Annotated in this window: 28 protein-coding genes; 16 read left to right on the forward strand and 12 right to left on the reverse strand. The window is 70.7% G+C overall.

Annotated elements, in window-relative coordinates; translation table 11 throughout:
* Positions 1-3: 3 nt before the first annotated feature.
* From ACFVYA_RS30395 to ACFVYA_RS30405, 3 genes are all read left to right on the forward strand, one after another.
* On the forward strand, positions 4-1,002 hold the full coding sequence (locus ACFVYA_RS30395; RefSeq protein WP_387049834.1) for a TIGR03842 family LLM class F420-dependent oxidoreductase: 999 nt from the start codon (positions 4-6) through the stop codon (positions 1,000-1,002).
* 72 nt (positions 1,003-1,074) lie between these two features.
* Complete coding sequence (locus ACFVYA_RS30400; RefSeq protein WP_387049836.1) at positions 1,075-2,520, forward strand: alpha/beta hydrolase; 1,446 nt, start codon at positions 1,075-1,077, stop codon at positions 2,518-2,520.
* Between the two features lie 382 nt (positions 2,521-2,902).
* Positions 2,903-4,048, forward strand: coding sequence for a type I restriction endonuclease (locus ACFVYA_RS30405; protein WP_387049837.1), 1,146 nt, complete (start codon positions 2,903-2,905; stop codon positions 4,046-4,048).
* Here ACFVYA_RS30405 and ACFVYA_RS30410 read toward each other — a convergent pair.
* The 4 genes from ACFVYA_RS30410 to ACFVYA_RS30425 form a co-directional block, all read right to left on the reverse strand.
* Positions 4,027-5,256: a serine hydrolase domain-containing protein gene (locus ACFVYA_RS30410; protein ID WP_387049838.1), complete on the reverse strand. Its 1,230-nt coding sequence runs from the start codon at positions 5,254-5,256 to the stop codon at positions 4,027-4,029. The genes ACFVYA_RS30405 and ACFVYA_RS30410 overlap by 22 nt on opposite strands.
* Positions 5,257-5,280: 24 nt before the next feature.
* The gene (locus ACFVYA_RS30415; protein ID WP_387049840.1) at positions 5,281-6,093 is read right to left on the reverse strand and encodes a siderophore-interacting protein; all 813 of its coding nucleotides are present in this window, start codon (positions 6,091-6,093) and stop codon (positions 5,281-5,283) included.
* Positions 6,094-6,156: 63 nt separating this feature from the next.
* Complete coding sequence (locus tag ACFVYA_RS30420; protein ID WP_387049842.1) at positions 6,157-6,489, reverse strand: hypothetical protein; 333 nt, start codon at positions 6,487-6,489, stop codon at positions 6,157-6,159.
* The gene (locus tag ACFVYA_RS30425) at positions 6,486-6,899 is read right to left on the reverse strand and encodes an SgcJ/EcaC family oxidoreductase (RefSeq protein WP_387049843.1); all 414 of its coding nucleotides are present in this window, start codon (positions 6,897-6,899) and stop codon (positions 6,486-6,488) included. Before ACFVYA_RS30425 ends, ACFVYA_RS30420 begins: the two co-directional genes overlap by 4 nt.
* A gap of 79 nt (positions 6,900-6,978) precedes the next feature.
* On the opposite strand from ACFVYA_RS30425, the gene ACFVYA_RS30430 reads away from it, so the two are divergent.
* Positions 6,979-7,683, forward strand: a complete 705-nt coding sequence (locus tag ACFVYA_RS30430) for a TetR/AcrR family transcriptional regulator (RefSeq protein ID WP_387049845.1) — start codon at positions 6,979-6,981, stop codon at positions 7,681-7,683.
* Here ACFVYA_RS30430 and ACFVYA_RS30435 read toward each other — a convergent pair.
* The 3 genes from ACFVYA_RS30435 to ACFVYA_RS30445 are packed head-to-tail and all read right to left on the reverse strand — an operon-like array spanning position 7,680 to position 10,356.
* On the reverse strand, positions 7,680-8,600 hold the full coding sequence (locus tag ACFVYA_RS30435) for an NADP-dependent oxidoreductase (protein WP_387049847.1): 921 nt from the start codon (positions 8,598-8,600) through the stop codon (positions 7,680-7,682). The genes ACFVYA_RS30430 and ACFVYA_RS30435 overlap by 4 nt on opposite strands.
* Before the next feature lie 60 nt (positions 8,601-8,660).
* Complete coding sequence (gene hemW, locus ACFVYA_RS30440; RefSeq protein WP_387049849.1) at positions 8,661-9,893, reverse strand: radical SAM family heme chaperone HemW; 1,233 nt, start codon at positions 9,891-9,893, stop codon at positions 8,661-8,663.
* A gap of 46 nt (positions 9,894-9,939) precedes the next feature.
* A complete protein-coding gene (locus ACFVYA_RS30445; RefSeq protein WP_387049851.1) occupies positions 9,940-10,356 on the reverse strand; it encodes a VOC family protein in 417 nt (138 codons plus the stop codon).
* A gap of 124 nt (positions 10,357-10,480) precedes the next feature.
* On the opposite strand from ACFVYA_RS30445, the gene ACFVYA_RS30450 reads away from it, so the two are divergent.
* The 7 genes from ACFVYA_RS30450 to ACFVYA_RS30480 all read left to right on the forward strand — a co-directional run bounded on the left by ACFVYA_RS30450 (position 10,481) and on the right by ACFVYA_RS30480 (position 16,182).
* On the forward strand, positions 10,481-10,615 hold the full coding sequence (locus ACFVYA_RS30450; RefSeq protein WP_353067981.1) for a putative leader peptide: 135 nt from the start codon (positions 10,481-10,483) through the stop codon (positions 10,613-10,615).
* A 106-nt stretch (positions 10,616-10,721) separates the two neighbouring features.
* Positions 10,722-12,410, forward strand: coding sequence for a nitrite/sulfite reductase (locus ACFVYA_RS30455; RefSeq protein ID WP_387049852.1), 1,689 nt, complete (start codon positions 10,722-10,724; stop codon positions 12,408-12,410).
* Positions 12,407-12,562, forward strand: coding sequence for an Insertion element protein (locus ACFVYA_RS30460; RefSeq protein WP_247055118.1), 156 nt, complete (start codon positions 12,407-12,409; stop codon positions 12,560-12,562). Before ACFVYA_RS30455 ends, ACFVYA_RS30460 begins: the two co-directional genes overlap by 4 nt.
* The gene (locus tag ACFVYA_RS30465) at positions 12,559-13,254 is read left to right on the forward strand and encodes a phosphoadenylyl-sulfate reductase (RefSeq protein ID WP_285985112.1); all 696 of its coding nucleotides are present in this window, start codon (positions 12,559-12,561) and stop codon (positions 13,252-13,254) included. The genes ACFVYA_RS30460 and ACFVYA_RS30465 overlap by 4 nt, the downstream gene beginning before the upstream one ends.
* Positions 13,255-13,265: 11 nt before the next feature.
* Positions 13,266-14,186, forward strand: a complete 921-nt coding sequence (gene cysD, locus ACFVYA_RS30470) for a sulfate adenylyltransferase subunit CysD (RefSeq protein WP_387049855.1) — start codon at positions 13,266-13,268, stop codon at positions 14,184-14,186.
* Complete coding sequence (locus tag ACFVYA_RS30475; RefSeq protein WP_387049857.1) at positions 14,186-15,448, forward strand: sulfate adenylyltransferase subunit 1; 1,263 nt, start codon at positions 14,186-14,188, stop codon at positions 15,446-15,448. Before cysD ends, ACFVYA_RS30475 begins: the two co-directional genes overlap by 1 nt.
* Positions 15,445-16,182, forward strand: a complete 738-nt coding sequence (locus ACFVYA_RS30480; RefSeq protein WP_387049858.1) for a sirohydrochlorin chelatase — start codon at positions 15,445-15,447, stop codon at positions 16,180-16,182. Before ACFVYA_RS30475 ends, ACFVYA_RS30480 begins: the two co-directional genes overlap by 4 nt.
* 9 nt (positions 16,183-16,191) lie before the next feature.
* Here the strand turns inward: ACFVYA_RS30480 and ACFVYA_RS30485 are convergent, their stop codons facing one another.
* Positions 16,192-17,508, reverse strand: coding sequence for a hypothetical protein (locus ACFVYA_RS30485; RefSeq protein WP_387049860.1), 1,317 nt, complete (start codon positions 17,506-17,508; stop codon positions 16,192-16,194).
* A gap of 194 nt (positions 17,509-17,702) precedes the next feature.
* Between ACFVYA_RS30485 and ACFVYA_RS30490 the strand changes: the two genes are divergently transcribed.
* Positions 17,703-18,332, forward strand: a complete 630-nt coding sequence (locus ACFVYA_RS30490; protein ID WP_285985117.1) for a cyclase — start codon at positions 17,703-17,705, stop codon at positions 18,330-18,332.
* Between the two features lie 85 nt (positions 18,333-18,417).
* Complete coding sequence (locus ACFVYA_RS30495; RefSeq protein ID WP_387049863.1) at positions 18,418-19,191, forward strand: enoyl-CoA hydratase family protein; 774 nt, start codon at positions 18,418-18,420, stop codon at positions 19,189-19,191.
* Here the strand turns inward: ACFVYA_RS30495 and ACFVYA_RS30500 are convergent.
* On the reverse strand, positions 19,188-20,507 hold the full coding sequence (locus ACFVYA_RS30500) for an MFS transporter (RefSeq protein WP_387049865.1): 1,320 nt from the start codon (positions 20,505-20,507) through the stop codon (positions 19,188-19,190). The two genes, ACFVYA_RS30495 and ACFVYA_RS30500, sit on opposite strands and share 4 nt — an antisense overlap.
* Positions 20,508-20,611: 104 nt before the next feature.
* Between ACFVYA_RS30500 and ACFVYA_RS30505 the strand changes: the two genes are divergently transcribed.
* Positions 20,612-21,589 (forward strand): Lrp/AsnC family transcriptional regulator, encoded by a 978-nt coding sequence (locus tag ACFVYA_RS30505; RefSeq protein ID WP_285985120.1) that lies wholly within the window; start codon positions 20,612-20,614, stop codon positions 21,587-21,589.
* Here the strand turns inward: ACFVYA_RS30505 and ACFVYA_RS30510 are convergent.
* The 3 genes from ACFVYA_RS30510 to ACFVYA_RS30520 are packed head-to-tail and all read right to left on the reverse strand — an operon-like array spanning position 21,564 to position 22,614.
* Positions 21,564-21,932 (reverse strand): barstar family protein, encoded by a 369-nt coding sequence (locus tag ACFVYA_RS30510; protein WP_285985121.1) that lies wholly within the window; start codon positions 21,930-21,932, stop codon positions 21,564-21,566. The genes ACFVYA_RS30505 and ACFVYA_RS30510 overlap by 26 nt on opposite strands.
* Positions 21,929-22,402, reverse strand: coding sequence for a ribonuclease domain-containing protein (locus tag ACFVYA_RS30515; RefSeq protein WP_387049867.1), 474 nt, complete (start codon positions 22,400-22,402; stop codon positions 21,929-21,931). The genes ACFVYA_RS30510 and ACFVYA_RS30515 overlap by 4 nt, the downstream gene beginning before the upstream one ends.
* Before the next feature lie 11 nt (positions 22,403-22,413).
* Entirely contained in the window at positions 22,414-22,614 is a 201-nt protein-coding gene (locus ACFVYA_RS30520) for a hypothetical protein (RefSeq protein ID WP_086843106.1), read from the reverse strand.
* A 59-nt stretch (positions 22,615-22,673) separates the two neighbouring features.
* Here ACFVYA_RS30520 and ACFVYA_RS30525 point away from each other — a divergent pair, with 59 nt between their 5' ends.
* The gene (locus ACFVYA_RS30525; protein WP_387049868.1) at positions 22,674-23,639 is read left to right on the forward strand and encodes a zinc-binding alcohol dehydrogenase family protein; all 966 of its coding nucleotides are present in this window, start codon (positions 22,674-22,676) and stop codon (positions 23,637-23,639) included.
* A 136-nt stretch (positions 23,640-23,775) separates the two neighbouring features.
* Positions 23,776-24,816, forward strand: a complete 1,041-nt coding sequence (locus ACFVYA_RS30530; protein ID WP_285985124.1) for an alpha/beta fold hydrolase — start codon at positions 23,776-23,778, stop codon at positions 24,814-24,816.
* Positions 24,817-24,886: the final 70 nt, after the last annotated feature.

Raw genomic sequence — 24,886 nt, forward strand, 5'->3', positions numbered from 1 at the left:
GCCATGGATTTCGGGATCGTGCTGCAGACGGACCCGCCCGCGCGGGACGTCGTGCGGCTGATGAAGGACGCTGAGGACGCGGGGTTCCGGTACGGCTGGACGTTCGACTCCTGCGTGCTGTGGCAGGAGCCGTTCGTCATCTACTCGGCGATCCTGGCGGCGACGTCGTCGCTCGTCGTGGGGCCGATGGTGACCAGCCCGGGCACGCGGGACTGGTCGGTGATGGCGTCGACGTTCGCCACGCTCAACGACATGTACGGCAACCGGACGGTCTGCGGCATCGGCCGCGGCGACTCCGCCCACCGGGTGGTCGGCAAGCCGCCGTCCACCTTGGCCACGGTGCGCGACTGCATGCGCGTGGTCAAGGACCTGGCCGAGGGCCGCCCGGTGACCATGAACGAGAAGACCGTGCGGATCCCGTGGATCTCGAACGGGCAGCTCGAGATGTGGATGGCCGGCTACGGGCCGAAGGCGCTGCAGACGGTCGGCGAGCACGCCGACGGCTTCATCCTCCAGTGCGCGGACCCGGCGATCGCCCGCTGGACGCTCGGTGCGGTCCGCGACGCGGCCCGGGCGGCCGGGCGCGACCCCCGCGGCATCACGGTCTGCGTCGCGGCCCCGGCGTACGTCGGCGAAGATCTGCCGCACCAGCGCGAACAGCTGCGCTGGTTCGGCGGGATGGTCGGCAACCACGTCGCGGACCTGGTCGCGCGGTACGGCTCGTCGGGGGCGGTACCGCGGGAGCTGACGGACTACATCCGCGAGCGGGAAGGGTACGACTACAGCCACCACGGCAAGGCGGGCAACCCGTCGACGGAGTTCGTCCCGGACGAGATCGTCGACCGGTTCTGCCTGCTGGGGCCGCCGTCCGCCCACGTCGAGCGGCTGCAGGAACTCGCGGACCTGGGTGTGGACCAGTTCTCGCTGTACCTGATGCACGACGACCGCGAGGCGACGCTGGCGTCCTACGGGTCGCAGATCATCCCGAAGCTCACCGCGTAGGGCCCGCCCTACCCCGGTTCCGGGGGTGCGCACCAGCGCGCCCCCGGTCCCGGTGCCGGGACCATCAGGGCCATGAATTCTCCGAAACTCCGTGCTGCGCTGGCTCTGGGGGCCGCCGCGAGCGTGGTCGCCTTGAGTGCGCCCGCGGCCGTGGCGAGCCCGGCCGGAATCGTCTGGGAATCCGCGTGCGCCGCCGGGTACCAGTGCGGCCACCTCGACGTCCCACTGTCCTACCAGGACCCGTCGGCGGGCTCCGTCCGCATCGCGGTGGGTCGCTTGCCCGCCACCGACCAGGCCCACAAGCTGGGCACGATCTTCTTCAACCCGGGCGGCCCGGGTTCGTCCGGCCGGCTCGCACCCGCGTTGACACCGTTCCTGCACGAGCGTTACGACATCGTCGGCTTCGACCCGCGCGGCGTCGGCGCGAGTTCGCAGATCCACTGCTTCACCGACCCGTCGCAACTCGAGGTGCTCCAACGAGCTTTGGGCACCTTCCCGCTGACGCGCGCGGCCGAGCAGCAGCAGATCGCGGACACCCGCACGATCACCGACCTCTGCGAACAGAACGCGGGCCCACTGGCCGGCCACCTCTCCACCGGCACGATCGCCCGCGACCTCGACCGGCTGCGCGCGGCGTTCGGCGAGCCGAAGCTGCGGTACTACGGCAAGTCGTACGGCACCTACCTCGGCGAGACCTACGCCAACCTGTTCCCCGGCCGGGTGGGTTCCCTGGCCCTCGACGCGGTCGACGACCCGGTCCGCTGGTCGACCGGATCCGGCCCGATGAGCTACCGCCTGCAAGGCTTCTCGGACGCCCCCAAGGCCCTCGCGTCCTTTTTGGACTACTGCGGATCACGCTGCACCTTCGACTATTCCGCGATCCTGGACCGGCTGGAGGCGGGTCCGATCACGGTGACGGACACTTCGGGCAAGCAGGTCACCGTCACTTACCAGAGCGCGATCGCCCGGATCCACGGTTACCTGACGGACGTGCAGTCCGCACCTTCGCTGACGGCATTCCTCCAAGCACTGGCCAACCCGGCATCCCCCGCTCCGGCTTCGGCTGACGGACCACCGGACATCGACTCCCTCCTCGGCGGCGGCGCAACACTGTGTTCGGACGCGGCGAACCCACGCGACCCCGCGGTGTGGTGGGACTACGCCCGCCGAGCCAACCAGGTCGCCCGCGGCTTCGGCCCGTACGACGTCTACAAGACCCTGCCGTGCGCGACCTGGGACGTGTCGGACACGGACCGCTACACGGGCCCGTGGAACCACCCGACGGCGCCGATCCTGCTGATGGCCAACCGCCAGGGCGACCTGGAGACCCCGTACGCGGGCGCGCAACGGACAGAGCGCCTGCTGGGCAATGCGCGCTTGCTGAGCCTGGACACGTACGGCCACGGTGCCCGCGGCAAGAGCACCTGCATCGACGCGGCGCTCGACCGCTACTTCGGCACGGGAGCGGTGCCCGCCCTGGGCACGGTCTGTGCGCCGGACCGCGGTCCCTTCGGCTGAAGGTCGTCCACGCGGCGGGGCGCGATCACCCGGCCGGCCTACGTGGAGGGCCGGGTTCTCGAAGAGGTGAGCGAACCGGTGCGTCATCTCGGGCACGCGCTGTGCAGTGTCCAAAGTAGCCAGAACGTGGTCCCGGGGGGCAGGAGACCGGCCTCGCGGGCCGAAGTCCTGCTGCCCGAACTCCGGCCGATGAGGTTTTGAAGGATTAACGTGGTAAAGTATTCGTCATCCGGCCACCACGGTGGTTGATTCAACTCTGATTTCTTCGGCGAGTCGGGAACAGGCGAAACTGGATCGTTGATCCAGTTTTCACACCCTCGTAACCGGACGACGAATCGCCATTTCGAAATCCGGACCAGTTCTCGCACAGAACGGCACCGGCATGGACATCGCGGAGCGCGCCCAAGCACTTGCCCTGAAGATCCGCAAGCACAAAGAGGGCATCGAGACCGAAGAGGCGACTAAGAACGCCTTCGTGATGCCGTTCATCAGCACCGTGCTCGGCTACGACGTATTCAACCCGGCCGAAGTGATCCCCGAGTTCACCGCCGACGTGGGCACCAAGCGAGGCGAGAAGATCGACTACGCTATCGTGCACAACGGCCAAGTGGAGATTCTCGTCGAGGTCAAGAAGATCAACGACCCGCTGCGCATCGAGCACGCTTCCCAGCTCTTCCGTTATTTCGCCGTCACGAACGCCAGGATCGCCATCCTCACGAACGGGCAGGTGTACGAGTTCTACACCGACCTCGACGCGCCGAACCGGATGGACGCCAAGCCGTTCCTTGTGCTGGATTTCGCCGACATCGACGACACCCTGTTGCCCGAACTGGCCAAACTCACGAAGGGGTCCTTCGACCTCGACTCGGTCATCAGCGCCGCCGGCGAGTTGAAGTACATCGGTCAACTCAAGCGCGTCCTCGCGGCGCAGTTCAAAGAACCCGAAGACGAGTGGGTGAAGTTCCTGACGACGCGGGTGTACGAGGGATCGTTCACCCAACGGGTCCGCGAACAGTTCGGACCGCTGGTGGGTAAGGCAGCCCGCCAGTTCCTGAACGAACAGGTCAACGACCGGTTGAAGAACGCTCTCGGTGGACCCGACTCGTACGTCAGCGTGTCGAGCGGCAGCACCGCACCACCCGACCAGCAGCCGCAGGCGGCCATCGAGAAGGGTTCGGCCGACGACGAGCACGCCATCACGACCGAAGAAGAACTCGACGGCTACCGGATCGTCCGTGCCATCGTCTGCGCCGAGGTGCCCGCCGCCCGGATCGTCGCCCGCGACACCAAGACCTACTTCGGCATCGTCCTGGACGACAACAACCGCAAGCCCATCGCCCGGCTCTGGTTGAACCCGTCGAAGAAGTACCTCGGCGTGTTCGACGAGAACAAGGTCGAAACCCGGCTGCCGATCACGTCGGTCGAGGACATCTACCAGCACTCGGACCACCTGCGGAGCACGGTGGCGCGGTACGTCACGCTGCTCCCGGCGGTGCCGGAACCCGCTCAGTCCACCAGCGCTTGGTAGACCAGCTGCCGCAACTGCGGCCGCAGGCGATACGTGCTCGACGGCAGCAGCTGCGTGTAGAAGCCCACCGTCAGGTCCTTGTCCGGATCCACCCAGAAGGCCGTCGAAGCCGCGCCGCCCCAGGCGAATTCGCCCGCTGATGACAACGTTCGGGCCTTCACCGGGTCCTCCAGTACCGAGAAGCCGAGGCCGAACCCGTGGCCGTCGAAGGGCATCTCCGCGAACAGGGGGCGGCCGAACGCCTCCAGGTCCACCCGGCCCGGCAAGTGGTTGCTCGCCATCAAGGACACCGTTCGCGGGGACAGCAACCTGACGCCGTCCAGGTCGCCTCCGCGCCGGAGCATCTCCGTGAAACGCCAGTAGTCCGCCGCCGAGGAGACCAGTCCGCCGCCGCCGGAAAGGCAGTCCGGGCGGGCCGTGCCCAAGCGGCCGAAGGCGTCGTTGCGGGTCGCTCGTCCCGATGACGGGTCGCGCACGTACATCGCTGCCAAGCGCGACGGCGACGATGCCACGAAACCCGTGTCCGTCATGCCCAGCGGCGTGAAGATCCGCGACGCGAAGAACTCGTCCAGCGGAAGACCGGACACCACCTCGACGAGCCGGCCGAGCACATCGGTCGCGACCGAGTAGTTCCACTCCGTGCCCGGCTGGAAGACCAACGGCAGTGACGCCCACTGCGAAGAACACGCCGCCAGATCAAGGCCCCGCGGAGTGCCCCACTCGAAGCCCGCCGCGCGGTAGATCGCATCCACCGGGTGACCGTGGTGAAAGCCGTACGTCAGGCCCGCCGTGTGGGTCAGCAGGTGCCAGACGCGGATCGGCGAAGTGGCGGGCTCGGTCAACGGCGCCAGCGCCGACCCCTTGACGTACACGCGCGGCGAAGCGAACTCCGGCAACCAGCGCGAGATGGGGTCGTCCAGCTCCAGCAGGCCCTCTTCGGCGAGCATCATCGCCGCGACCGAGGTGATCGGCTTGGTCATCGAGAAGATCCGCCACAGCGTGTCCGTCTCCACCGGCGACCCGGCTTCGACGTCCCGATGCCCGCCGCGGCCCAGGTGGACGATCCGCCCGCGCCTGCTCACCACCGCGAGCCAGCCCGGCAACCGGCCATCCTCGACGTACCGGTCGAAATGCGCGTCGATCCGGGAAAGCCGTGCCGCGTCGAAGCCGGCCTCGGCCGGGTCGACGTCCACCTCGAAGTCCGCCATGCGGCGAGGCTACTGGCCGGCTTGCTACTTTTCCCGCGCCCGCTCGGCTGCCTTCTCCTCGCGCCACGCTTCGTCGTTCTTCCCGTAGCGCCAGTAGCCCGAGATCGACAGCAGCTCGCGCCGTACCCCGCGCTCGTCGAGCAGGTACCGCCGCAGCTCGCGCACGAACCCCGCCTCGCCGTGGACGAACGCCTGGACGATGCCCTCGCGCCACGGCAGCTCGCGCACCGCGGCGGCGACGTCGCCGCCCGACGCCCGGTGCAGCCAGGTGATCTGCGCGTCCGCCTTCGTGACCAGCGGCTGCTCCTCGTCCGCGTTCTCGACGAGGATCACCGCGTGCGCCGGGACGCCGGCGGGCAACGCTTCGAGCGACGAAGCGATGGCCGGCAAGGCGCTTTCGTCCCCGGCCAACAAGTGCCAGTCCGCCTCGGGGCCGGGCGCGTACGCGCCTCCCGGGCCCAGCACCAGCAGCTCGTCGCCCGGCTGGGCCGACGCCGCCCACGGGCCCGCGATGCCCTCGTCGCCGTGGTGGACGAAGTCGAGGACGAGCTCGCCGGCCTGCGGGTCGAACCCGCGGACGGTGTAGGAGCGCTGCCGCGGCCAGTGCTCGCGCGGCATGTTCGCCCGGCACTCCTGGACGTCGAACGGCTCCGGGTACTCGACGCCGGGCACCTTGAACAGCACCTTCACGTAGGCGTCGGTGAACTCGTTCGGCGTGAAGTCCGCGACGCCCTCCCCGCCCGCGACGATCCGGATCATGTGCGGGGTCAGCCGCTCGGTCCGCAGCACCCGCAACCGCGTCGCGGGACGCCCGGACCGCCGGGGTGCTTCAGCCATCGGCCACTCCAACCATCGCTAAGGCTTACCTAACTCAGCCTACGCGCCGGAACTGGCACGCGGCTACTCAGGTGTACCCAGCTCGTCGAGCAATCCCACGAACCCGGCGGCGACCTTCGCCCGGAACCCCACGAAGAACCGGTTCGCCAACGGCACGCCCCACCGCCCCCGTGAAGCCGCGTTGATCACCCGGTGCTCGACGCGCGTTCCAGCCGGATCCGCCGTGACGCGGTACTCCCCGCGGTACCACCAGCCGCCCTGCACCGCCACGAACCCCCGCTCCCGGTCGACCTCCATTCGCATCGAGTAGCCGTCACACAGCTTCCGCCACAGCCGTTCGAACACCTCCGCGGGTGGCCGCGCGACCACCCCGGACGCCTCCGCAAGCGTTTTCACCCGCGCGGATCCGAAACCCGCGTGTTCTGGAACGCGGTGATCAGCCATTCGCCTCCTTCCCGGACGAGCACGAAGGAAACGGTCGACTCGCGCCCTTCGTCCGCGACCTCCGCCCCACTCAGCGACGAGCCACCGCCGACGACGGCCACGGCGACGTCCGGCCGGACGAACCGCACCTTCGCCGCTCCGCCCAGCGACCCGGTGAGCTTCGACCCCCGCAACGGCCCCTCGAACAAGGCCCGGTGCGAACTCTCGATCGCCTCCCGACCCGGGAAGTTCGCCCCGAAGAACGTCACGTAATCCGCATCTTCGGTGAAGAGCCGCCCGTACGCGACGGCATCCCCGGAGTTCCACGCGTCGGCGAGCCGGCCCAGCACCCCACGCACATCGGCTTCGGCGGTAGCAGTCATCAGATCCCCCTCGAACGCTGTTCGTCTTACAAACACCGTTCTACTCTCGAACAGCGTTCGCGTCAAGTACAGTGTTCGGGTGACCCTTCCCCCGCCGCCGTGGCGCAGCGCTCCCCGCCGCCGCGCCGCGAAACCCGTCCTCTCCCAGGCCTCGATCGTCCGAGCGGCCTTGATCGTCCTGGACGACGAGGGGTTCGACGCGGTCACCATGCGGCGGATCGCCCAGGAACTGGAGACCGGACCGGCGTCGCTCTACGCGCACGTCTCGAACAAGGACGAACTGGCGGAGCTGATGCTCGACGCCGTGCTGGCCGACGTGCACGTCCCCGAGCCGGACCCGGCGCGCTGGGACGAGCAGGTCAAAGACCTCGTCCGCGACCAGATCCGGGTGATGGCCGCGCACCGCGGCATCGCGCGCATCGCGTGGGACATCGCCGTGCCGGTCACGCCCCACTCGCTGAAGCAGGGCGAGGCGATGCTCGCCCTGCTTCGCGCGGGCGGGTTGACCCTCAAGCAGGCGACCTTCGCGGGCGACGCCCTCTCCCTCTACGCGAAGGCGTACGCCTACGAAGCGAGCGGCTGGACCTGGGGCGAGATCGACCAGGCCGAAGCCGGCGAACGCGGCAAGCAGATGGTGGCGTACATGCGGTCACTGCCCGCCGAGTCGTTCCCCAACATGCTGCACATCGGCGAGTTCTTCTCCGCGGAGACGGCGGCGGAACGCCTCGAGTTCGCGCTCGACACCCACCTCGCCGGCCTCAAGGTCCTCGCGGCGAAGAACTAGGGCCGCAGCACGATCTTGCCGCGCGTGTGCCGCCGCTCCAGCTCGCGGTAGGCGTCCCGGACCTCGTCCAGCGGGTAGACGCGGGCGATCGGCAGCGTCAGCAGCCCCTTGTCCAGCAGGAGGCCCAGCTCGCGCAGCACGTCGGCCGACGCCCCGGCCGCGTTGGCGTCGGTTTTCACGTTGTACTTCTCCGCCGCCGCGAAGTCGATGATCGTGTCGATCCGCCCCGGGTGGATCCCCAGGTGCAGCGCCAGTTCCACGTACCCCGAACCGAAGGTGTCCACGAACGCGTGCACGCCGGAAGGCGCGGCTTCGCGGATCCGCTCGAGCACGCCCTCGCCGTGGGAAACCGGGATGACACCGAGCTCGCGCAGCCAGTCGTGGTTCGCCTCGCCGGCGAGGCCGATCACCGTGGCGCCGGCCAGCTTCGCCAGCTGCACCGCGAGCGAGCCCACGCCGCCCGCCGCCCCCGAGACGACGACCGTCTCCCCTTCCCGCGGGCACACCGCGCCCACCGCGGCGTACGCGGTGGTGCCGGCGACGAACAGCGAGCCGGCGACCTCCCACGGGACGCCTTCGGGCCGCGGCGTGAGGTTGGCGGCCTCCGCCACGACGAACTCGGCGTGGCTCGACCGCGTGTCGACGAACCCGATCACCTCGTCGCCGACGGCGATGTCCGACACGTCTTCACCGAGCGAAGCGACCACCCCCGCGAAGTCGCTGCCCTGTCCCGACGGGAAGGTCGCCGGGTAACGCGAGTGCAGGAGGCCCCGCCGGATGGCGGCCTCGCCCGGGTTGATCCCGGCGGCACGCACCTCGACGAGCACCTGACCGGGTCCCGGAACCGGACGCGGGACGTCCTCGACCCGGAGGACCTCCACGTCGCCGTACTCGTCGAACCTGATCGCGCGCGCCATGGGGCCTCCTCGAAAGTCGTTGCTGAGTACAAGTAACGACACGGTCCCCGGTTTTAATCCCTAACCGGCGAGGCGGCGCACCACCCCGTCGGCCAGCAGCCGGCCGCGGTCGGTGAGCACCGCGCGACCCCGCGAGTCCAATGCGGACGGATCGAGCAGCCCCTCGGCCGCGGCCGCCCGTGCCTCGGCCAGCCCCGGCTCGTCGAGCACGTCGAGCGGCAGCCCTTCGGCGACCCGCAGTTCGAGCATGATCCGCTCGAGGTGCTGATCGTCGTCGGTGAGCACCTCGCGCCCACCCGCGGGCGAGTCGCCGCCGGCGAGCAGGGCGGCGTAGCGGGCCGGGTGCTTGACGTTCCACCAGCGCACCCCGCCGACGTGGCTGTGCGCCCCAGGACCGGCGCCCCACCAGTCGTCACCCCGCCAGTAGCCGAGGTTGTGGCGGCAGCGGGCCGCGTCGGAGGCCGCCCAGTTCGACACCTCGTACCAGCGCAGGCCCGCCGACGACAGCGTGGCGTCGATCATCTCGTAGTCCGCCGCCAGCACGTCGTCGTCCGGCGCGGGCAGCTCGCCGCGGCGGACGCGGCGGGCCAGCGCCGTGCCCTCCTCGACGATCAGCGCGTACGCCGAGACGTGGTCGACGCCGGCGGCCAGCACGGCGTCGAGCGTCGCGCGCAGGTCGTCGGCGCGCTCCCCCGGCGTGCCGTAGATCACGTCGAGGTTCACGTGCTCGAACCCGGCCGCGCGCGCTTCGGCGGCGGCCTTGCCCGGACGCCCCGGGGTGTGCACGCGGTCGAGGATCTTCAGCACGTGCGACGCGGCCGACTGCATGCCCAGCGAGATCCGCGTGTAGCCCGCTTCGCGGATCCCGGCGAAGAACTCCGGTGACGTCGATTCCGGGTTCGACTCCGTCGTCACCTCGGCCCCGGGCGCCAGGCCGAAGACGTCCCGGACGGCGTCGAGCACCGAACGCAGCCCGTCCGCGCCGAGCAGCGACGGCGTGCCGCCGCCGACGAACACGGTGTCCGCGGCCGGCGGCACGACGAGCACGCGCGCGGCGAGCTCCAGCTCGCGGCGCAGCCCTTCGAGCCAGGACTGCGGCGACGCCCCGGAGTCGAGCTCGCCCGCGGTGTAGGTGTTGAAGTCGCAGTACCCGCAGCGCGTGGCGCAGAACGGGACGTGCACGTACACCCCGAAGGCTCTGCTGCCGAGCCCCTTCAGCGCGCTTTCCGGCAACGCCGGATCGATCGGTGTGGCGGGGTCGGGACGCAGCTGAGGCACCCTCGGATTGTCCACCCCGCCACGCTCGGTCGCGCCGGGAGGCCGATCGGGTTAACACCCGTTACGACGCCGGAAGGTCGGCCGCCGCCCAGTCCGGGTCGACCGGGATCAGCTCGATGACGTCGAGCAGCACGTCGTTCGGGTCGGCGACGTAGAAGTGCCGCTGCCCGTAGACCTCGTCCACCACCGGCGTCACCAGCTCGACACCCGCCTCCTCCAGCCGTTTCGCCTCGGCGTGCGCGTCTTCGACGACGAGCCCGAACATCAGCCCGGCCGTCTCCTGCGTGCGGTAGCCCGGCGGCACGGTCTCGTGCCCGCGCTGCACGAAGCTGATCTCGTACCCCGGCGCGCCGGCGTTGACGCTGGCGAACCAGTCGAGCTCGACGGTGACCGGCAGGCCGACGACGTCCGCGTAGAAGCGGGTGGTCGCCGCGATGTCGTCGACCAGGTAGCCCGCCCCGAAACCCTTGACCTGCATCCCCAGTTCCTCTCTTCAAAGCACTTTGGTTGAAGTACTCTACATGTAGTGGTTCAGTCGGCGCAAGTGGGTGCGCTCTGGACGGTTGACACGATTTCCGCAGGTAAGTGACCCTTCTCCCACCATGCGGGCAGGCCTGGACCACATTGTGGACGCGTGGCACGCTGACGCCGTGACTCATGCCGGTGTTCTGCTCGTGGCCCGCCGCCACGTCGACCTCCTGCGGGTCGCCAGCGCCCTCTGCGTACCCGTTCGCTGACTCCCGAGCGCCACCACCTGCCACGAACCTGGACAGCCGGTGCCGGAGGAAACCCGCGAGCCGGCGGGCCTCCGCCGCCACGAACCGCCTTTCGGAGGACGCCGCCATGGCCACGCCCCAAACCCCAGCCCGCCCCGCGCGCGCCAAGCAGAAGCGCGGCGAAGGGCAGTGGGCGCTCGGTTACCGGGAGCCGCTGAACCCGAACGAGCGGTCCAAGAAGGACGACCACCCGCTCAACGTGCGGGCGCGCATCGAAAACATCTACGCCCACCGCGGGTTCGACGCGATCGACCCGGGTGACCTGCGCGGCCGGTTCCGCTGGTTCGGCCTCTACACCCAGCGCAAGCCGGGGATCGACGGCGGCCGCACCGCGGCGCTGGAGCCCGAAGAGCTCGACGACCGCTACTTCATGCTGCGGGTCCGGATCGACGGCGGCGCGCTGACGACCGGGCAGCTCACCGTGCTCGGCGAGATTTCGCAGGCGTACGCGCGCGACACCGCCGACATCACCGACCGGCAGAACATCCAGTATCACTGGATCCGGATCGAGGACGTCCCGGCGATCTGGGCCAAGCTCGAGAACGCCGGCATGACCACGATGGAGGCGTGTGGCGACAGCCCGCGCGTCATGCTCGGCTCGCCGGTGGCCGGCATCTCGGCGGACGAGGTGATCGACGGCACGCCCGCGCTGGACGAGATCAAGCGCCGCTACATCGGCAAGCCGGAGTTCGCCAACCTCCCCCGCAAGTTCAAGACCGCGATCTCCGGCCAGCCCGACGTCGCCCACGAGATCCACGACGTGGCCTTCGTCGGCGTGGAGCACCCCGAACACGGACCCGGCTTCGACGTCTGGGTCGGCGGCGGCCTGTCGACCAACCCGATGCTCGGGCAGCGCCTCGGCGCCTGGGTGCCCCTGGACGAGGTCCCGGACGTCTGGGAAGGCGTCATTTCGATCTTCCGCGACTACGGCTACCGCCGGCTGCGTTCGCGGGCCCGGCTCAAGTTCCTGGTCAAGGACTGGGGCGCGGAGAAGTTCCGGCAGGTGCTGCAGGACGAGTACCTGAAGCGTGAGCTGCTCGACGGCCCGCCGCCGGTGGACCCGGCCGTCCCGATCGACCACGTCGGCGTGCACCCGCAGGTCGACGGCAAGTTCTACGTCGGCGCCGCGCCGATCGCCGGCCGCTCCAGCGGCGGCACGCTCGTCGCCGTCGCCAAGGCCGCCGAGCGGGCCGGCTCCGGCCGCGTACGGCTCACCCCGCAGCAGAAGGTCGTCGTGCTCGACGTCCCCGAGGCCCAGGTCGCCACCCTCGCCGCCGAGCTGGCCGAGCTGGGACTGGAGACGAAGCCGTCGCCGTGGCGGCGCGGGGTGATGGCCTGCACCGGGCTGGAGTTCTGCAAGCTCGCCATCGTCGAGACGAAGGCCCGCGCGCAGCAGCTCGTCTCGGACCTCGAGAAATCCCTCGCCGACATCCAGGACGGCCTCGAAACGCCGGTGACCGTGCACCTCAACGGCTGTCCCAACTCCTGCGCGCGGATCCAGACCGCGGACATCGGCCTCAAGGGCCAGATCGTCACCGACGCCGACGGCAACCAGGTCGAAGGCTTCCAGGTGCACCTCGGCGGCGGGCTCGGCCTCGACGCCGGGTTCGGCCGCAAGCTGCGCGGGCACAAGGTGACTTCGGGCGAGCTGACCGGGTACGTCGAGCGGGTCGTGCGCAACTACGTCGCCGGGCGCGAACCGGGCGAACGGTTCCCGCAGTGGGCGGCGCGCGCCGAGGAAAGCGCCCTGCAGTGACCTCCACCGAGCGTGCGGCTCCGTACTACTGCCCCTACTGCGGCGACGAGGACTTGCGGCCGGAAGAGAACGGCGGCTGGCTGTGTTCCGCTTGTCGCCGGGTTTTCTCGGTCAAGTTCCTCGGTCTTTCCCTCCCGGAGGTGTCCCGATGACCGCCACTGCCGACTACAAGACCCTCGCCGAGCGCGCGTCGAAGGAACTCGCCGACGCCACGGCGGAAGAAGCGCTGCGCTGGACCGCCGACACGTTCGGCGACGACTTCATCGTCGCGTCCAACATGCAGGACGCCGTGCTGATCGACCTGGCCACGAAGGTCAAGCCCGAGGTGGACGTCCTGTTCCTCGAGACCGGCTACCACTTCCCGGAAACGATCGGCACCCGCGACGCGGTCGAAGCGGTCTACCCGGGCGTGAAGATCGTCAACGCCCAGGCCGAGCAGAGCGTCGCCGAGCAGGACGCCGAACACGGCGCGAAGCTGCACGACCGCGACCCGACGCTGTGCTGCAACCTGCGCAAGGTCGTGCCGCTGCGCAAGACCCTGGCGAACTACTCGGCGTGGGTCACCGGCGTCCGCCGCGTGGACGCGCCGACCCGCGCGAACACCCCGATCGTCACCTGGGACGACCGCAACGGCCTGGTGAAGGTCAACCCGATCGCGCCGTGGACCGACGACGAGTTCAAGGCCTACATCGCCGAGCACGGGATCCTGGAGAACCCGCTGGTCTCGATCGGCTATCTCTCGATCGGCTGCGCGCCCTGCACGGCTCGCGTGGAGCCGGGCCAGGACCCGCGCAGCGGCCGGTGGGCCGGGCAGAGCAAGACCGAGTGCGGACTGCACGGCTGAGGAAGGGACGCATGACGACCTTGGAGCCCGCGACCGATGCGGCACAGGACAACTTGGCGGCTTTGGAATCCGAGGCCATCCACATCTTCCGCGAGGTGGCGGGCGAGTTCGACCGGCCGGTGATCCTCTTCTCCGGCGGCAAGGACTCGACGCTGCTGCTGCACCTGGCGATCAAGGCGTTCTGGCCGGCGCCGGTGCCGTTCCCGCTGCTGCACGTGGACACCGGGCACAACTTCGACGAGGTCATCGAGTTCCGCGACCGCGTCGTCGAGCAGCACGGGCTGCGCCTGGTCGTCGCGAAGGTGCAGGACTGGATCGACGACGGGCGCCTCGAAGAGCGCGCCGACGGGATGCGCAACCCGCTGCAGACCACGCCACTGCTCGACACGATCGCCGAGAACAAGTTCGACGCCGTCTTCGGCGGCGGCCGGCGCGACGAGGAGCGGGCCCGGGCCAAGGAGCGGATCTTCAGCCTCCGCAACTCCTTCGGCCAGTGGGAACCGCGGCGGCAGCGGCCCGAGCTGTGGAACCTCTACAACGGCAGGCACCGCCCGGGCGAGCAGGTCCGCGTCTTCCCGCTGTCCAACTGGACCGAGGCCGACGTCTGGAACTACATCGCCCGCGAGAAGGTCGAACTGCCGTCGATCTACTACGCGCACCAGCGCGAGGTGTACCTGCGCGACGGGATGCTGTTGACCGAGGGCCCGTGGGGCGGTCCGCGCCCGGGCGAAGAGGTCCGGGAGCGGACCGTCCGCTACCGGACCGTCGGCGACGGCTCGTGCACCGGCGCGATCGAATCCACCGCGGCCACCGTCGAAGAGGTCATCGCCGAGGTGTCGGCCTCGCGGCTGACCGAGCGCGGCGCAACCAGGGCCGACGACCGGATGTCCGAGGCGGCCATGGAAGACCGCAAGCGTGAGGGGTACTTCTGATGAGTTCGCTGCTGCGCCTGGCCACCGCCGGGAGCGTCGACGACGGCAAGTCGACCCTGGTCGGCCGGCTGCTGTACGACACGAAGTCGGTGCTCGCCGACCAGCTCGACGCGGTCACCCGCGCGTCCGTCGACAAGGGACTGTCCACACCGGACCTGTCGCTGCTGGTGGACGGCCTGCGCTCGGAGCGCGAGCAGGGCATCACCATCGACGTCGCCTACCGCTACTTCGCGACGCCCAAGCGGTCGTTCGTGCTGGCCGACACGCCGGGGCACGTGCAGTACACGCGCAACACGGTGACCGGCGCGTCCACCGCGCAGCTGGCCGTGCTGCTCGTCGACGCGCGCAAGGGCGTGATCGAGCAGACCCGGCGGCACGCGGCCGTGCTGGCCCTGCTCGGCGTGCCGCAGCTGGTGCTGGCGGTGAACAAGATCGACCTGGTCGGCTACGACGAAGCGACGTTCACGGTGATCGCCGAGGAGTTCGCCGCGCACGCCCTGTCGCTGGGCTACCCGCGGGGGTCCGTGCTCGCGATCCCGGTGTCGGCACTGGAAGGCGACAACGTCGCGAGCCGCTCGGAGCGGACGCCGTGGTACTCCGGCCCCAGCCTGCTGGAGCACTTGGAGGAGGTGCCGGTCGCGCCCGATCCGCACGACCAGGCCCTGCGGTTCCCGGTGCAGTACGTGATCCGCCCCCGCACGCCCGAGTACCCGGACTACCGCGGCTACGCGGGCCAGATCGCGGCGGGCACGGTCCGCCCGGGTGACGAGATCGTCGTGCTGCCGCAGGGCATCCGCAGCCGCGTCGAGCGCATCGACACCGCGGACGGCCCGCTCGAGGAAGCCGGCGCGGGGACGTCGGTGACGCTGCTGCTCACCGACGACATCGACATCTCCCGCGGCGACCTGATCGCCGCCGCGGACGCGCCGCCGCGCGTCACCGACGAGATCGCCGGCACGCTGTGCTGGCTGTCGTCCAAGCCGCTGAAGCCGGGCGCGCGCGTGCTCGTCAAGCACGGCACGCGCACGGTGCAGGCGCTGGTGGACGAGTTGCACGCCCGGTTCGACGAGCAGACACTGTCCAGTGTGGACTCACCGGCCTCGCTGGAGCTCAACGACATCGGCCGCGTCTCCCTGCGGCTGGCCGAGGAGCTGGGTGTCGACGACTACGGCGTCAGCCCGCGCACCGGCGCGTTCCTGGTGATCGACCCGAAGGACGGCGACACGCTGGCCGCGGGGCTGGTGGGTGAGCGCTTCTCGTGACGCCACCCCTGGTCGCCGTCGCGCACGGCAGCCGTGATCCCCGTTCGGCGGCGACCGTGCGGGCGCTCGTCGACGTCGTGCGCGCCCAGGCACCGGGCCTTTCGGTGCACGAGTCCTTTCTGGACCTGTCGGCGCCGCTCGTCACGGACGTGCTGCGGTCGTTGTACGCGGACGGCCACCGGACGGCGGTCGTAGTCCCGCTGCTGCTGGGCAGCGCGTTCCACGCCCGCGTCGACCTGCCGGCGCTGATCGACTCGGTGACGGCGTCCTGCCCGGGCTTCGTCGTGCGGACGTCCGACGTGCTCGGCGCCGACCCGGCCCTGGAGGCCGTCGCCCTCGACCGGCTGGCGTCCGCGCCCCACCGCCGCGACACGGGTGTGATCGTCAGCGCGGTCGGCTCGTCGAACGCTTCCGCGAACGCCGTCGTCGCCTCGCTCGCTTCCCGCTGGGAAGAGCGGCTGGGGGTCCCGGTGAGCGAGGCGTTCGCGTCCGCCACCCAGCCGGACATCCCCGCGGCGGCGGCTTCGTTGCGTTCGCGGGGCACGCGGCACCTGGTCGTCGCGTCGTGGTTCCTGGCGCCGGGCCTGCTCCCGGACCGGATCGCCGCGCTGGCCCGCGAGGCGGATCCGAAGGCGTTCATCGCGGAGCCGCTGGCCGACGACCCGCGCGTCGCCGACGTGGTGGTCAGCCGGTACGCGTCCGCGGTCAGCGAACTGCTCCGCCAGTACGCGTAGCTCCCGGCGCTAGGCGTCGAAGATCGCGTACATGTCGGCCACGGGCAGCGCGGGTGACGAGGCTGCCGCGGAGACGACGCCCGGGTCCTCATCGGCCAGCAGCCGCCGGACCGTGGGGAAGGGCACGTTCGGGTGGCGGGCGGCTGCTTCTCGCGTGCCGGCCACGGGATCCGTCGCGACCTCGGCGACGAGCGGCGCCGGAAGATCGGGGTAGGAGCAAGCGATGGCGCGCAGGCCGGAGTCGCCGCTGTGCGCGAACCGGAGGAAGGCGTCCCGGGGAAAACAGGGATGCTCGGTCAGCAACCGCCCGAACGCCCGGCTCTCGCCGTGCGAGAGAAACAGCTCTTCGAGTGCGGCGCCGGACACGGAATCGTGGTCTGCCGCGGTGACGCGGCGGACCATCGTCGACTCGTCGGTCATCAGGCGGTCGAGCGCCCACTGCGGGAGCTCCCGGCTGCCCGCCACGACCGTCCGGAAGAATTCGTACGGGGAGTCGAGGTACTCCAGGCGCCCGGCGAGCGGCATCTCGCGCAGCCACTGCACCTCCCTGACGTTCCGCGACAGGTTGGACAGGAAGTAGTCCACCGTCCACTCGCGGATGGGGTGCAGTGCGGGCACTTTGGCGAGCAGAGCGGCCCGGACGTCGTCCGGGGTGACCTGGTTCAGCAGCAGGCCGACCATGAACATCTCGTTCTCCGCCGCGGCGAGCGATCGAACCGTCCCGGACGGCAGAGCGGGGTGGTTGGCCAAGCGAAGGTTCTCCTCCGCGTCATCTGACTCGGAGAACCGGGTGATCAGCTCCGGCGTGAGGTCGGCGTGCCTCAGCGCGTCCGCGCTCGTCACCGGGTCGGCGAGGAGCGCGTCGAGCAGATCGGGTGGCGGCGGGACGGCAGACCAGTGCAGTGCGGCGTAACGGATGTCGCCGTCTTCGTCGGTCAGCCACGCGCGCAACACCTCCGGCGGCGGGTTGTGCCAGCGCTCGGCCAGCGTCTTGCGCACCTCGGACGCCGGGTCGGCGGCGAGCCGGATGAGCACGCCCTCATCGATGATCCGGTCGGCCGTGGACGCGCGCACCTCGGCCGAAGGATGTTCGGACAGCCGAAGCAGGATGCCCTGTGGCGTCGACTCGTTGCCCCCCAGCCACCGGGCGCCGTCGGCACCCAGTTCGAGCACCACGTCCACGAAGCGCTCACTAACCCGCGGCCTCGTCCGGACCACGGCGTAGACCAGTCCGGGATCCTGGATCAGCCGGATCGCGAGGTCGTCGGGAGTAGCGGGATTCGAGGCCAGGCCGCGCACAGCAGCCTGGCGGCGAGTCGCGGCCATGTCCGGAGCTTATCGACCACCCTGCGTACCCGGGACAGCAGCGCCACCGCCAAAAGGTGAGTCGTATTCACATTTTCGTGACCCTGCGCGCATGGGAACGGTGAATCCTTGACGTGCTACTTAACTTGCCGGTAACTATCTGAACGGCTGCGCAGCTTTCTTCCCCTCGTGAGACCGCAGGCAGGTGGATACAGATGAAAGCTCTTCACTTCTCCCGGCTCGCCGCGCTGACCGCGGCCGCGGTGCTGCCGATCGCCCTCGCCGCTCCGGCGTCGGCGGCCACCAGCGTCACCTTCGACTGCCAGGCCGACGCCCCCATCGTCGGGCCGCAGAAGGTGGCGCTGAACCAGGACGCGGACGTCACCGCGCCCGCCACGGTCGCGCCCGGCGGTGCGTTCGACGTCGTCATCGATCCCGCGCCGAACACCGTGCCGGGCGAGGTGAGCGGGAACAAGGTCAAGAACATCAACACCTTCGCGCTCAAGATCCCGATCCCGGCCAACTCGTCGTACGTCGGCGCGGACCTGACGGGCGGCTCCGGCCTCGGCTCGACCCCGCCGGCCATCTCCGTCGCGAACGGCGTCGCCACGCTGAGCTTCCCCGGCCCCATCGCCGGAGGTGCCACGTTCGAACTGCCCACCGTCACCGCGCACCTGACCGCCGGCCAGTCGGGCACCATCCAGACGAAGCTGGGCGGGACCAGCTACCGCGACCCGGGCCTGACGTTCAAGGCGGTGGCGAGCACGATCATCGGCGACCTCACCGCGCCGACGGCCTGCTTCCCCGACCCGAGCCCGGTCTTCACCACGACGACCATCGGCTGAGCGCCGGGCCACCCCGCGGGTTCCCGCCCGCGGGGTGGCCCGCGTAACACCGGCCGTGCGCGGCGGATGTGCAAGGGTGTCGGGCATGGCTGACGAACTGGTGCACTACGACGTGGTGGGCGGCACCGCCACGATCACCCTGGACTCCCCGCACAACCGCAACGCGCTGTCGGCTCAGCTGCGCCGCGAGCTCTCGGGCGCGCTGGCAGCGGCGGCCGCGGACGACGCCGTGCGGGTGATCGTGCTGACCCACACCGGGCCGGTCTTCTGCGCGGGGATGGACCTCAAGGAGGCCCGCGGCGCCGGCGTGGGCGACCAGGGCGTGAACGAGTTCCCGAAGATCCTCGACCAGCTGTGGACCAGCCCGAAACCGGTGGTCGCCCGCCTGGCCGGCCCCGCCCGCGCCGGCGGCATCGGCATGGTGGCGGCGTGCGACATCGCCGTGGCGGTACCGGAAGCGACGTTCGCCTTCTCCGAGGTCCGCATCGGCGTGGTCCCGGCGATCATCTCCCTGACGGTCCTGCCGCGCCTCAACCCCCGCGCGGCGCACGAGCTGTTCCTGACCGGCGACACGTTCGACGCGCGCCGCGCGGTCGAGATCGGCCTCCTGAACTCGGCGGTCCCGGCGGACGAACTGGACGCCGAGGTCGCGCGGTACGTCAAGGCACTGGCGGCGGGCGGTCCGAAGGCGCTGGCCGAGACGAAGGCGCTGCTGAGCCGTCCCCGCCCGGCCACCCCCTCGGACGGCTTCGACGAGATGCTCGGGCTGTCGGCGAAGTTCTTCGCCGGTGAGGAAGGCCAGGAGGGCATCCTGGCCTTCGCCCAGAAACGCAAGCCGAACTGGGTCCCGCAGGACTAAGCCGGGACGCGGGCCTGCTTGCGCGGAACCAGCGCGAGCAGGCCCGTCACCCCACCGGCCAGCGCGGCGACGACGTACACCGGCGTCAAACCCCCGGCCTGGTAAGCGATCCCGAGCACGGCGACCCCGAGTGTCTGCCCGAACTGCCGGGTCGTCGTCATGATCCCCGCCGCCATCCCCGCTCGCCCCGGCGGTGCCGCCGCCGCGATCGCGGATCCCATGGCGGGCCCCGAAATCCCGACACCGATCCCGGTCACCGCGAGCCCCAGCGCGATGCCGGTCACCGACTGCTGTCCCAGCTGCAGCCCGCAGCCGAAGGCCCCCAGCAGCACACCCGCGCCCAGCAGCACCCGCGGCGGGAACCGGTGCAGAACCTTCCCGAGCAGGGTCGAAGTCAGGAACGACGCCACCGCCAGCGGCGCCAGCGCGAGCCCGGCCTCGATCGGACCCGGTGCCGGCCCCGCCTGCAGCCACAGCGAAACGTAGACCAGCGCGGCGAAAGTCAGCGTCGAAGCCGCCGCACACGCGATCAACGTCGTGAACCCGCCGTCGCGGAACAACCCCAGTTCCAGCATCGCGTCCGCCCGGCGCCGTTCCACCACGACGAACCCGGTGAACGCGGCCACCGACATCGCCAACGCCCCCACGGTGACCGGCGAGGTCCAGCGTCCGGAACCACCCAGGGTCAACCCGTGCACCAGGCTCGCGGCGAAGATCGCGAACCACACCGCACCCGCCAGGTCGAACCGGCTGCGGCGAGCCGGAGCGTCCGGCAGCAGCGCCCGCATCGCGAACAGCCCGGTCAGCAACGCGAGCGGAACGTTGACGAAGAACACCGCTCCCCAGCCGAAGTACTCGGTCAGCACGCCGCCGGCGAGCGGGCCCACCGCCGCGCCGAGCCCGCTGACCGCGAAGAAGACGCTGATCGCGGTGCCCCGCTCACGTCCTTCGTAGGTCTTCGCCAGGAGGGCGAACCCGGTCACGGCCAACGCCGAACCACCGACGGCCTGCACCCCGCGGGCCGCGATCAGCGTCCCGATGTCCGGTGCCAGGGCGCAGGCCAGGGACGCCGTGCCGAACACGGCCAGCCCGGCGAGGAACGTCCGCCGCAGGCCGAAGCGGTCGGCGAGCGAACCCGTCGCCAGCATGAGCACCGCCAGGACGAGCGTGTAGACGTCCGGTACCCACTGCAGCTGCCCGACCGACGCCGACAGATCGGCGCCGATCCGGGGCAGCGCCACCGTCACGACGGTCGTGTCCAGCAGGAACAGGAACGACCCCGCACAGACGACGGTCAACGGCCACCACTTGCGCATCGAAACTCCCTTCGTGTGTGCCCCGAAGAGTGCGGGAGAAGCGCCGATCATCACCAGAAAAGTCGATTAGTCCGCCGGATACCGTCATCCAATACGCTGGAGACATGGAAACCGTCACGCTCGACGACGTCGACCGGGGCCTGCTCCACGCCCTGCAGATCGATGGCCGCGTGCCGATGCGCGCGCTCGGCCCGGTGCTCGGCGTCTCGGAGAACACCGTCGCCCGGCGCTACCAGCGGCTCCGGACCGCCGGCGTCCTCAAGATCACCGGCGCGGTCAGCGGCGGCGAAGCCGGCTACACGACGTGGACCCTCCGCCTGCGCACGACCCCCGACGCCGGAGCCGCCGTCGCGGCCGCGCTCGCCGACCGGCCCGACGTGTCGTGGGTGCACCTGCTCTCCGGCGGCACCGAGATCTCCTGCACCGTCCACGCCCCGGACACGGCGGGGCGCGACGACCTCCTGCTGCACAAGCTGCCGCGCGCCAACCGGGTGACCGCCGTCTCCGCACACGAACTGCTGCACACGTTCGCGCTCCCGGACGGCTGGAGCGGACTGCACTGCCTGTCCCCCGGGCAGATCGAGCGGCTGCGCCCGCCGGAGCCCAGCGGCCCCGGTCTCCCGCCGGCTCCCGAGGACCAGCCGCTCCTCGACGCGCTGGCCCACGACGGCCGGGCGAGCTACACGGCGCTGGCCGCGGCCACGGGCTGGTCCGATTCGGCCGTGCGGCGCCGGATGGACCTGCTGCGGCGGCACGGCACGCTGACCTACCACCTCGACGTGTCCCCGGCCCGGCTCGGGTTCCGATCCGAGACGCGGTTGTGGCTGACCGTCTCCCCCGCGCACCTCGCCGAGGCGGGCGCGGCGCTGGCGAGCCACCCCGAGACGTCGTTCGCCGTCGCCACCACCGGCACGACGAACCTCACGGCCATGGTGAACTGCCGCGACGGCCGCGACCTCTACCGCTACCTCACCGACCGCGTTGCCGGGATCCGCGGCGTGCAGACCCTGGAAAGCGCGCCGGTGATCCGCACGGTCAAACGCGCGGGGACACCGCTCAGGCGTCCGGCAGCACGACCGTGAGCCGCCACGAACCGGCGCTGCGGCCGCTCGGGCCGAGTGCGCGCTGCGCGTCCGAAAGCACGCTGCGGATGGCCAGGTACGTCTTGGGTTCGGCCTTGCGCAACGCGTCCGAGCCCGGCCAGATCAGCACGTGCTCCCCCGGTGGCAGCCACGACAGGTCGGTCAGGCAGTCGTAGAGCGCGTCGAGGTTGTGCCCGAAGTGGTCCGGAAAGGACAGTGCTTCGGCGAAGGCGGTCAGCGTGCCGGCCTTGTCGACGGTCGGCCGCGAGTTCACCAGGTGCGGGTACGCGCCCCGGGCGAACGCCTCTTCCGCGGCGGCCTTCGCCTGCTCGTCGGCGCTCATCGGGCCGGGTCCACGACGACGAACGACGCGTAGTGGTCGCCGGTGTAGTACAGCTCGTGCGCCTGCCCGGTGATCAGCCGCCGGGCGCCGCGGTCGGCACTGCCCGGGGTCTTCACCGTGTATTCGTGGTAGTAACCGGATTTCTTACCAGGCAAGCGCTTCTCACGGTTCTCGAACACGACGTCGTCGTTGCGCGGGTAGGGGTAGGGGCCGCCTGCCTCGATCAGCTTCCACGTGTCCGACGCCTGCGGCGGCAGCGTGGAAAGCGCCTTCACCGGCAGCCCGGAGTCCGCGCCCGGCACAGCGGCGCCGCCCTTGGCCGGCGTGCTGCTCTTCGCGGACCCGCTCGCCGACGTACTCGGCGCGGGCGACGGCGAGCCGTCGCCGAGGTTGTCCTTGACCAGCCAGCCCCCCAGCACCAGCACGAGGAGCCCGATCAGCGCGGCGGTGATCCGCCTTCGGTTGAACATGGTGCGCGAGCCTATGCCGACCCGTCGGAGTCGTCGTCACGCCCCGGAGCGAGCCGGCGGGCGAAGAGTCCGACGACCTTGTCGAGCACCCAGGCCGCGGCCAGGCACAGCGGCACGACGACCACCATGACCAGCACGAACTGCACCGGGAACCAGGCCTGGGCGAGCCACAGCTCGACCCCGTCCCACCAGTCGGCAAGCCCGTTGAACACGGTGTGAGCCTACGCGCGCCCTGCTGCCGTTGCGCTTCAGGGGCGGTACGTTGCGAGGCATGTTCGCCGTGTACGCGCAGGAGCCCAACGCCGACAGCCCGCTCGACTCGCTCGTCGTCGGCGAGCGACCCGAACCCGAAGTACCGGACGGCTGGGTCCGCGTGCGCGTCAAGGCGGCCAGCCTCAACATGCACGACCTCTGGACCCTGCGCGGCGTCGGGATCAAGCCGGAGCAGTTCCCGATGATCCTCGGCTGCGACGGCGCGGGCACCCTCGACGACGGCTCCGAGGTCGTCATCCACTCGGTGATCAACGCGCCGGGCTGGCAGGGCGACGACACCCTCGACCCGAAGCGCACGCTGCTCACCGAGAAGCACCAGGGCACCTTCGCCGACCAGGTCGTCGTGCCCGCCCGCAACGTCGTCCCGAAGCCCGCGGCGCTCAGCTTCGCCGAAGCCGCCACCATGGGCACGGCCTGGCTCACCGCCTACCGGATGCTCTTCGTGAAGTCCGGGCTGCGGCCCGGGCAGACGATGCTCGTACAGGGCGCCTCCGGCGGCGTTTCGACGGCGCTGGTCCAGCTCGGCCGCGCGGCCGGGTTCCGGGTCTGGGTCACCGGCCGCACCGAGGAGAAGCGCGCTCTCGCAACGAGCCTCGGCGCGCACCAGGCGTTCGAATCGGGCGCGCGGCTGCCCGAGCGCGTCGACGCCGTGTTCGAGACCGTCGGCAAGGCGACCTGGTCACACTCGGTCAAATCGCTCAAGCCGGGCGGGATCATCGTGGTCTCGGGCTCGACCAGCGGCGCGGACGCGCACGCCGAGCTGCAGCGTGTCTTCTTCCTCCAGCTGCGCGTCGCCGGCTCGACCATGGGCACCCGCGACGAGCTCGCGGATCTGCTCGCCTACCTCGATCTGACCGGTGTCCGGCCGCAGATCGGCGCGGAAATGCCGTTTTCCGAGGCACCCAAGGGGTTCCAGGCGATGCTCGACGGGGACACCGCCGGCAAGATCGTCTTCACCCGCTAGGCCGCTGTGAGCTGGGCGGATCCCTTGATCCATCCGGCCCGGCATTTCGTGAATTCTTGACGTCTTCAGTTCGAGACCTGGTCGTTAGCACCGAAATTCGACCAAAACCCCACCTCCGCCAGGTAATCTTGGAGGCATGACCGCGACGAAGCGGCCCGCGCCGGCTGTCCCGGGCGGCCGGCCCAGTGACGAGGACCCGATCCGGGTCTCCTTCCGGCGCTACGCCGGCGTCCGCACCCGTGTGCTCGAGGTCGGCGACACCGGCCCCGAGCCGGAGGTACCGCGCCGCTCGCTGCGCCGCCGGGCCGCCGCGCCGCACGTCCGGCCCACCGCACCACGTCTGGTGCTCCTGCACGGCTACTGCGACAGCGCCGACACCTGGCGCCCCGCCCTGAAGCAGCTCGCGGCCGCCGGGATCCCGGCGGTCGCGGTCGACCTGCCCGGATTCGGCGACGCCCAGCCGCTGCGGCCGGGCCCGATGCTGCCGCAGCTCGACGCGTTCACCACCGCCGTCGTCCGCGAACAGGCCGTGCTCGGCTCGGTCGTGCTGGCCGGAAACTCCCTCGGCGGCACCATGAGCCTGCGTGCCGCCCAGAACAGCCGCCTGCCGATCTCGGGCGTCGTGTCCATCGCCGCGCCGGGGTTCGTGGACTCGTGGCTGATCCGCACGGTGGCGCGCTACCCGCTGCCGCTGCGGCTGTACTCGTCCCTGCCCGTTCCGGTGCCGGGGTTCCTGGTGCGCAAGGTCGCCGAGCAGCTCGTCCCGCGGCTGCTGTACGCCGACTCGGGCGCGGCCGACGCGACCCAGGTGCAGCGCTTCACCGCGCTCTTCCCGGACTACCGCGCGACCAAGAGCCGGCTGGAAGAGGCCCGGCAGCTCGTCGCCGAGCTCGCCGACGCCTACCGCCTCGACTCGGTCGAGGTCCCGCTGCTGGTCGTCGCGTGCGGCAAGGACAAGCTCGTCACCGCCGCGTCCGGACGGCAGCTGCACACGCTGGTGCCGCACAGCAGGCTGCTGGTCCGCGAGGACTGGGGGCACTGCCCGCAGCTGGACGACCCGGTGGAGGTCGCGGAGCTGCTCACCTACTTCGCGGCGAGCGCGGTCCGGACCACTCAGGCGAAGCGGGCGGCCGCGTCGGCGCCGAAGGCCGTCAGCGAGGACACCGCGGCGGGCTGACGCGCTCAGGCTGTCGGCGCGCCGGGTTGGCGGTAGGTTCCCGCGAGGGCCCGCGATCCGGGCCCTCCAC

Origin of the sequence: Amycolatopsis sp. NPDC058278, assembly GCF_042881395.1 — a bacterium.
Taxonomy (GTDB): domain Bacteria; phylum Actinomycetota; class Actinomycetes; order Mycobacteriales; family Pseudonocardiaceae; genus Amycolatopsis.

Coding starts and splice junctions, on each gene's coding strand:
- ACFVYA_RS30435 (WP_387049847.1), bottom strand. CDS start 8,600: ATGGCGCGCGCGATCAGGTTCGACGAGTACGGCGACGTGGAGGTCCTC.
- ACFVYA_RS30490 (WP_285985117.1), top strand. CDS start 17,703: ATGAAAGCTCTTCACTTCTCCCGGCTCGCCGCGCTGACCGCGGCCGCG.
- ACFVYA_RS30475 (WP_387049857.1), top strand. CDS start 14,186: ATGAGTTCGCTGCTGCGCCTGGCCACCGCCGGGAGCGTCGACGACGGC.
- ACFVYA_RS30410 (WP_387049838.1), bottom strand. CDS start 5,256: ATGGCGGACTTCGAGGTGGACGTCGACCCGGCCGAGGCCGGCTTCGAC.
- ACFVYA_RS30465 (WP_285985112.1), top strand. CDS start 12,559: ATGACCGCCACTGCCGACTACAAGACCCTCGCCGAGCGCGCGTCGAAG.
- cysD (WP_387049855.1), top strand. CDS start 13,266: ATGACGACCTTGGAGCCCGCGACCGATGCGGCACAGGACAACTTGGCG.
- ACFVYA_RS30425 (WP_387049843.1), bottom strand. CDS start 6,899: ATGACTGCTACCGCCGAAGCCGATGTGCGTGGGGTGCTGGGCCGGCTC.
- ACFVYA_RS30445 (WP_387049851.1), bottom strand. CDS start 10,356: ATGCAGGTCAAGGGTTTCGGGGCGGGCTACCTGGTCGACGACATCGCG.
- ACFVYA_RS30485 (WP_387049860.1), bottom strand. CDS start 17,508: ATGGCCGCGACTCGCCGCCAGGCTGCTGTGCGCGGCCTGGCCTCGAAT.
- ACFVYA_RS30400 (WP_387049836.1), top strand. CDS start 1,075: ATGAATTCTCCGAAACTCCGTGCTGCGCTGGCTCTGGGGGCCGCCGCG.
- ACFVYA_RS30405 (WP_387049837.1), top strand. CDS start 2,903: ATGGACATCGCGGAGCGCGCCCAAGCACTTGCCCTGAAGATCCGCAAG.
- ACFVYA_RS30515 (WP_387049867.1), bottom strand. CDS start 22,402: ATGTTCAACCGAAGGCGGATCACCGCCGCGCTGATCGGGCTCCTCGTG.
- ACFVYA_RS30500 (WP_387049865.1), bottom strand. CDS start 20,507: ATGCGCAAGTGGTGGCCGTTGACCGTCGTCTGTGCGGGGTCGTTCCTG.
- ACFVYA_RS30455 (WP_387049852.1), top strand. CDS start 10,722: ATGGCCACGCCCCAAACCCCAGCCCGCCCCGCGCGCGCCAAGCAGAAG.
- ACFVYA_RS30510 (WP_285985121.1), bottom strand. CDS start 21,932: ATGAGCGCCGACGAGCAGGCGAAGGCCGCCGCGGAAGAGGCGTTCGCC.
- ACFVYA_RS30495 (WP_387049863.1), top strand. CDS start 18,418: ATGGCTGACGAACTGGTGCACTACGACGTGGTGGGCGGCACCGCCACG.
- ACFVYA_RS30530 (WP_285985124.1), top strand. CDS start 23,776: ATGACCGCGACGAAGCGGCCCGCGCCGGCTGTCCCGGGCGGCCGGCCC.
- ACFVYA_RS30525 (WP_387049868.1), top strand. CDS start 22,674: ATGTTCGCCGTGTACGCGCAGGAGCCCAACGCCGACAGCCCGCTCGAC.
- ACFVYA_RS30505 (WP_285985120.1), top strand. CDS start 20,612: ATGGAAACCGTCACGCTCGACGACGTCGACCGGGGCCTGCTCCACGCC.
- ACFVYA_RS30395 (WP_387049834.1), top strand. CDS start 4: ATGGATTTCGGGATCGTGCTGCAGACGGACCCGCCCGCGCGGGACGTC.
- ACFVYA_RS30450 (WP_353067981.1), top strand. CDS start 10,481: ATGCGGGCAGGCCTGGACCACATTGTGGACGCGTGGCACGCTGACGCC.
- ACFVYA_RS30415 (WP_387049840.1), bottom strand. CDS start 6,093: ATGGCTGAAGCACCCCGGCGGTCCGGGCGTCCCGCGACGCGGTTGCGG.